The sequence below is a fragment of the Flavobacterium sp. UBA5153 genome (genome assembly GCA_002413745.1).
Taxonomy (GTDB): Bacteria; Bacteroidota; Bacteroidia; order Flavobacteriales; family Flavobacteriaceae; genus Flavobacterium.
In genome coordinates this window covers 14,651-20,845 of the sequence record DHXP01000059.1, presented here as the reverse complement: position 1 = coordinate 20,845, position 6,195 = coordinate 14,651, and the positions used below count along the sequence as shown (strand labels likewise).

Sequence of the window (6,195 nt, the reverse complement as noted above, 5' to 3'; positions counted from 1 at the left end):
TTATTAACGGTTAGATCTTTCAATGCTTGACCAAGTTCATTCATATCGTGATTAAATTCATGTTTAAACGATTGCCAATCACTTGATGCGTCGTTTTTATAAGCCTCCATTTTTGCTTTAAGATCTTTGTTTTTTTGTTCCAGGATGTCAATATTTTTTTCATATTTGGCATCAATTGTTTTTCCTGCTTTTTTCATTTTCAACTTTAATTCAGTTATCCGAATTTCGTTTTCATTGATAATTGAATCTGTATTTTCTTTGAAAGCTTTCCATTCTTCAGCACTGGCAGCCTTTTTTGCCACGACCAAATTATCCTTGGCATCTTCTACGTTGTCTTTGGCATCTTGCACATTTTCTTGAGATTCTTTTTCTTCTTTAGTTGAAGGTTTACAACCTAATAATACCGTTCCAGCGATTAGTGTGGTAAATGCGAGGATAAAAATTGTCTTTTTCATATGGAGTGATTTAAGTATTAAAAGCATTGTAAACCAAATTTAAATACGACTTACAGTGCCTCAATTATCTTGTACAATTCCTCTTTAGTTTTGCCAAGTTTTATCTGTAGTTTTCCTATCATTTCTTCCTTCTTTCCTTTTGCAAACAGGAAATCATTGTCAGTTAAAGCGGCAAATTTTTGTTTTAATTTGCCTTTTTGTTCGTCCCAGTTTCCTTTTAATTCTGTAGTGTTCATCTTTTTTAATTTATCTGTGAAAGTATTTTCACAACAATACAAAGGTGGTTTCATTAGAGACAGAAAGTGTTATATAACTATGGAAATAAGTTGCATCATTCACACATTGTTATGTTGAAAATTTATACTAAATCATTGTTCAGCTTTAGTATTAAGTTGTGGGATTTGTATATAAAATAGATTCAATTTGCCTATTCTAAAGATTAGTGGTTGAATCCTTTTTATTTCGGTTTTTTTCAACTGTAATAAAGCCTACGGCAATTAACGCCAAGCCAATGATAGGCGAAAAGGGTATGGAATGTTCCTTGTGTGAGAGTATGGTAATTGGACCTAATTCTACCATTTTTTCGGTGGTTACATAATTGAATCCAGAATAAATCATCATCATTGTTCCTATTATAATAAATACTATTCTAAGAGTTTTTGTTTTCATTTTTATTTATTTTAAATGTTTTAGGAGATGAAAATATAATTTCCTTATTTATCTTTAATAATCTCTTTCACGTGTTCCGCTAATTCAGTATATTCTTTAGAAAGTTCAGTTATTTCTTTTTCTGTTTTTTCTTCGGCATTTATTACCGAATTGTTAGCAGGTTCATGCGATGATACTAATTCGTTTATTTTTAAATGTAAGGAACCCGAAAACTTTTTGAATGATTTCTGAATAATAAACATACTTAAAAAAGTAGTTCCAAAAATGATATCTCCAATAATTTGATGAACATCCCTTGTGGTGAATAGATTATTAATCCACCATTTAATCACTAAGCCTAAAGCTAAAATGAAGGTAATAGAACTCCCAAGAATAGCGGTTGCCATTGTGGTTAATCTTTCAAAAATTTTCTCCGTGAAGGCGTATATATTTTTTATTTTTTCCATTTTATTTTGTTGTTATATTGTGATTTTCGGTATAGTCTTTTAATAAGACTTCCAATGAATCATAGTAATCTTGTAATGCTTTACTGTTCATTTCTGGATTTTCTATATTCGGAATTGTGACCGGCATTTCTAAAATATATTTTGATAATTCAGGAAATTGCTCCTTTATTTTCAAAGTTATTTTTAGAATTTTTTTGTTGATTTTTTTTTCAGTTTTCATAATAAATGTTTTATCAGTTACTAGAATGGTGCTTCCTTTTTTATTTGGGATTTATAATCAAAAAGATTATTTTCTTGAGCTTTCACGGAACATCCACACGATTTATTGTAATAATCTTGTTCTAGTTGATTGGCTCTTTCTTCGTGGTATTTTGCAGTGCTTTTGTGAATGTCAATTTGCATTTGCATTTCGGAAATAGCATCTTGTGATTTGGCTGCATTTTTAAGGGTTGTCATATCTGCCATTTTGTTTTGTTTTTTTGTCGTGAATGAGTTTTCGAGACACTACAAAGGTGGACAGCTTTAAGGAAGAATGCGTTGTATAACTTTGGAGATAAGTTATATTATTTACATATTTTAAATTAGGAGTTAGTCCATAATTAATAGAGTGAGACAATTTATTTAAATGTAAAAAAAACACCCACTCTTTTTAATAGAGTGGGTGTTTTTGAAGGATGTTTTTGAAATCATTTATAAAGCTATAGTTCCTATATCTGTAGTTATACCCGCAGTGACTATAATACTAGTTTTAGTAACAGGGAGTAAAGGAGATGCTGGAGTAATGGTTAGGTTATAAGTTCCGGGAGAAAGCCCCATAACCGTAAAATTACCATTGGCATTTACACTTGTTGAAAAGGAAAGAAGTGGGTTAGTACTATTGACAGCGCTAACAGCTGCTAATCCAACGGGTGAAATTTTACCAGTAATGGAACCGCTTATGGCTGTTTCAATAGTTCTAATAACTGGTTTAAGTTTATAACCTCCATTTCCCAAATCCACGATAGACTTGTTAGCATCAAAATCAAGAAGCACACTATACAAAATGCCTTGTTGGAGCGTTTGATGTACTTGCAATTTCAGTCCAGATTGTTCGGCGCTTGGAGTGCTTAATGGATAGCTTACGTTATTAACCACTACTGAGTTGTTTGTTCCGAGTATCAGTCTTATTTGCTCAACCGTAGAAATTTGTAAAGTATCGGTGGCAATTAATGTACTAACCCCGTTTGAAAGATCCAGTAAGTTGTAAATGCCCTTTTTTACATTCAATGTAACCGTTTGTCCTCCGCTTCCGGTTATTTCTACTCCTTGAAGATCAATAAACACTTTGTTATATGGGCCTGGAGCATCGGTCATTTTTATGGCAACTGGGTAAGCCGATGTTGTAGTATCATTATTACTACATGAATTCATTAAAAATCCCATCATCATTATCGATAGAATAAAATTTATCTTTTTCATTTTCATTTTATTTATTGTTGCAAATTAATTTTTACAACCTTGTAAAGGTGATTACAATTAGATAACGAAGTGTTACATAACTTTAGTATTAAGTTGCATAATTTACGTATTCTCTTTTTCAATGCAATAACGAACTAATCATTTTTTAGGAATTATTTCTTCGGACTTTTTTGAATTATTTTTCTTTTTTAATTCTTCCTGTTTTTTTGCTTCGGCTTTTTTCTTCTTGTTGAAATAGCCTTTTAGTAAAAAATTTTCTTTTGCCGCTTCCATATTTTCACTCAATCCTTTTGTTCCTGATTCAAGATTTGACATCGTTGAATCTAATTTTATGCCTAATTTTTCATCACTGACTAGTTTTGATAATACCCCTTTTCCATTATTCATTTTTGTCGTGAATTCCGCAAATTCTTTGGAGCTAATTTCTAGATTGGCTAGCGTGTTTTTTAGACTGTTGGCAAATTCTTTGTCAGTCATCAATTTTGACAAGGAGCCATTTCCATTGTTCATATTATAAGTAAATTTAGCTAATTGAGTTGTAATAATGCCAGCATTATCGACGCTAGTTTTCACGCTTTTCATTAAGTCCTCCATTTCTATGCTACTTTTTGACGCAATAAAGTTGTTGTCTTTGATAATTTTATTGGACAAATTTCCGGGTGAAATAGTTAGCACTTTATCTCCCATTAATCCATCAGAACCAATGCTAGCAATGGCATCCGTTTTAATAAATTTTTGAACTTCTTTTCGAATCATTAAACCAACAACTACACAGGAATCCGTAACCAATTCAATTTCGTCTACTGTTCCAACATTTATCCCGGAAAAGCGCACATTGTTACCCACTTTTAGTCCACTGACAGTTTTAAATTGTGATTTTAAGTGAATGGTAGAACCAAACAAATTTTGCTGCTTCCCGATAAAATAAATAGTAAGGATTGATAATAATAGTCCAATTATTACAAACATTCCTAATTTCCAATTTGATTCGGTATCTTTATTCATAATTCTAGTTTTTATTGTTTAAATAAAAAAGGAACGCACCCATTCGTCGTCGCTTTTTTCCAGTTCTGCATAAGTCCCTTCGGCATTAATTACCCCGTCTTTCAAAATCAAAATCCGGTTTCCCGTCATTTTTGCACAAGCCATATCGTGGGTAATTATGATGGAGCTTGTTTTGTATTTTTTTTGAACAGATAATATTAATTCGCTAATTTCTCTTGATGTAATGGTATCCAAACCTGAAGTTGGTTCGTCATAAAAAATAATCTCAGGCTTTATGATAATTGCTCTTGCCAGTGCAATTCTTTTTTTCATTCCGCCTGATAATTCCGAGGGCATTTTGTCTATTGCTTCTTTCAAACCAACACTTTCCAATGCTTCAATAATTTGATTTTCGATTGCTGATTCAGATAAATTTCGAGTATGATGTTTTAATGTAAATGTTAAATTTTGTCTTATTGACATTGAATCGTACAACGCACCATTTTGAAACATAAATCCGATTTTGATTCTAATATCATTGAGTTCATTATCTTTTAAATTTGTAATTTCTGTACCAAAAATTTTAATTTCACCTTTGTCACCTTTTACTAACCCAACTAAACATTTTATGGTTACTGATTTTCCTGAACCGGAACGACCAAGAATAACCAAATCTTCTCCCTTGTTTACGGTAAGATTAATTCCATTTAAAATTTTATTTTTTCCAAAAGATTTATATAAATTCTTGATGGCAATAATAGGTTGTGTTTCCATAATTTTTAGAAAAATAAATCGGTTAATTGAACGGCTATCATATCAATAATAAAGATTGAAAGCGAAGCCGAAACTACTGCTTCATTTGCTGCAATCCCTACACTTGCCGTCCCGTTTGAGACATTAAAACCTTTGTAAGAACCTATTAATCCTATAAAAAACCCGAAGAAAAAAGTTTTAATGAGTGCTGGCAGAAAATCTAAAAATCCTAGATGTTCCAATACTTCGGAGAAATAACGATACAAACCTATACTTCCGTGTATGTTAAACCCAATGTAACCACCATAAATTCCTATGAAATCAGCATAAATTACCAAAATAGGAACCATAAGTGTGGTGGCTAAAATTCGGGTAACAACCAAATATTTATAAGGATTAATTGCCGAAACTTCCATAGCGTCTATTTGCTCTGTTACTTTCATTGAACCCAGTTCGGCACCAATTCCGGAAGCAATTTTTCCGGCACAAATTAAAGCGGTTATTACAGGAGCAATTTCCCTGATTAAGGACAACGAAACCATACTTGGCAACCAGGATTCTGCTCCAAATTTTAATAATGTTGGCCGTGATTGAATGGTCAAAACCAATCCCATTATAAAACCTGTAATGCTTATTAATGGCAAGGTTTTGTATCCAACGGCGAAGCATTGCCTAATAAATTCCCTGAATTGAAAAGGGGGCTTGATAAGTTCCTTAAAAAACCTTGCGGTAAATTGGGTAATATTACCGGCTTCATTAAAAATATTTTTTAGATAGAGAGTCAAAATAGGGTACTTTTATGAAATAATTTTCTTGTTTTTTGAATGTGAATTGTATTCGGTAATTTCAGATATTGAATCTAGGCTTTTGAAAAATATTCCCTTACAAAAGCGTTTTTTTGATTTACCGTCATTTTATCGGTTTCTTTAATTTCGATTTTTATAGTAGCGAAACGTTCGTCTTGACTTAAAATATCGAACAATTCCATTTTTGCATTAGTAGGACCGAAGAGTAAAACTCGTTTGTAGTTTTTTATTTCCTCACCCAGTTTTTTATAATAATTGGAAAGTTGTTGTTGCTCTTTATTATGCATCAAGCTTTCACTCTTGGCTAAAGCCTCCATTTTTTTAAGTTGCGTAAATTTTGATTCAATGGTTTTAATCTCAAATGGATTAGAAGTAAACTCCATTAAATAGGCAATGGAATGATCCATCCAAATGCCTAATTTTTTTGTTGCTTTCATAAATTTGTATTTTTTATAATGAAGTTATTTGACACTATGCTTGCCTTGTTAAAGACATAAAGGTCAGTATGTTTATGGTAAAAAGTGTTGTATAACTTTTGTAAAAAGTTACAATATTCACTCCTTTTTATACCATTCGTTAATATGTTTTAGTCCAATCGTTCTGGTATAATGCCGCTGTATATTT

11 protein-coding genes are annotated in these 6,195 nt (G+C 31.7%); all 11 read right to left on the bottom strand.

Annotation, left to right across the window (positions count from 1 at the left end):
• A partial coding sequence (locus B2145_RS11685) for a hypothetical protein (RefSeq protein ID WP_291102412.1) occupies positions 1 to 455 on the bottom strand: 455 nt, incomplete at its 3' end.
• 50 nt (positions 456 to 505) lie between these two features.
• Positions 506 to 691 carry a CsbD family protein gene (locus B2145_RS11680; protein ID WP_291102410.1) on the bottom strand — a complete coding sequence of 62 codons (186 nt, stop codon included), beginning with the start codon at positions 689 to 691 and terminating at the stop codon, positions 506 to 508.
• Positions 692 to 887: 196 nt separating this feature from the next.
• Positions 888 to 1,124 (bottom strand): hypothetical protein, encoded by a 237-nt coding sequence (locus tag B2145_RS11675; protein WP_291102406.1) that lies wholly within the window; start codon positions 1,122 to 1,124, stop codon positions 888 to 890.
• 44 nt (positions 1,125 to 1,168) lie between these two features.
• Positions 1,169 to 1,570: a low affinity iron permease family protein gene (locus B2145_RS11670; protein WP_291102404.1), complete on the bottom strand. Its 402-nt coding sequence runs from the start codon at positions 1,568 to 1,570 to the stop codon at positions 1,169 to 1,171.
• A 1-nt stretch (position 1,571) separates the two neighbouring features.
• Positions 1,572 to 1,790 carry a hypothetical protein gene (locus B2145_RS11665; protein WP_291102402.1) on the bottom strand — a complete coding sequence of 73 codons (219 nt, stop codon included), beginning with the start codon at positions 1,788 to 1,790 and terminating at the stop codon, positions 1,572 to 1,574.
• A gap of 20 nt (positions 1,791 to 1,810) precedes the next feature.
• Entirely contained in the window at positions 1,811 to 2,035 is a 225-nt protein-coding gene (locus B2145_RS11660) for a hypothetical protein (protein ID WP_291102400.1), read from the bottom strand.
• A gap of 225 nt (positions 2,036 to 2,260) precedes the next feature.
• Complete coding sequence (locus tag B2145_RS11655) at positions 2,261 to 3,028, bottom strand: DUF4382 domain-containing protein (protein ID WP_291102398.1); 768 nt, start codon at positions 3,026 to 3,028, stop codon at positions 2,261 to 2,263.
• 138 nt (positions 3,029 to 3,166) lie between these two features.
• Positions 3,167 to 4,033, bottom strand: a complete 867-nt coding sequence (locus B2145_RS11650; protein ID WP_291102396.1) for an MlaD family protein — start codon at positions 4,031 to 4,033, stop codon at positions 3,167 to 3,169.
• An 18-nt stretch (positions 4,034 to 4,051) separates the two neighbouring features.
• On the bottom strand, positions 4,052 to 4,786 hold the full coding sequence (locus B2145_RS11645) for an ABC transporter ATP-binding protein (protein WP_291102394.1): 735 nt from the start codon (positions 4,784 to 4,786) through the stop codon (positions 4,052 to 4,054).
• A gap of 5 nt (positions 4,787 to 4,791) precedes the next feature.
• Positions 4,792 to 5,550 (bottom strand): MlaE family ABC transporter permease, encoded by a 759-nt coding sequence (locus tag B2145_RS11640; RefSeq protein WP_291102392.1) that lies wholly within the window; start codon positions 5,548 to 5,550, stop codon positions 4,792 to 4,794.
• 74 nt (positions 5,551 to 5,624) lie between these two features.
• Positions 5,625 to 6,008, bottom strand: coding sequence for a hypothetical protein (locus tag B2145_RS11635; protein ID WP_291102390.1), 384 nt, complete (start codon positions 6,006 to 6,008; stop codon positions 5,625 to 5,627).
• Positions 6,009 to 6,195 lie beyond the last annotated feature (187 nt).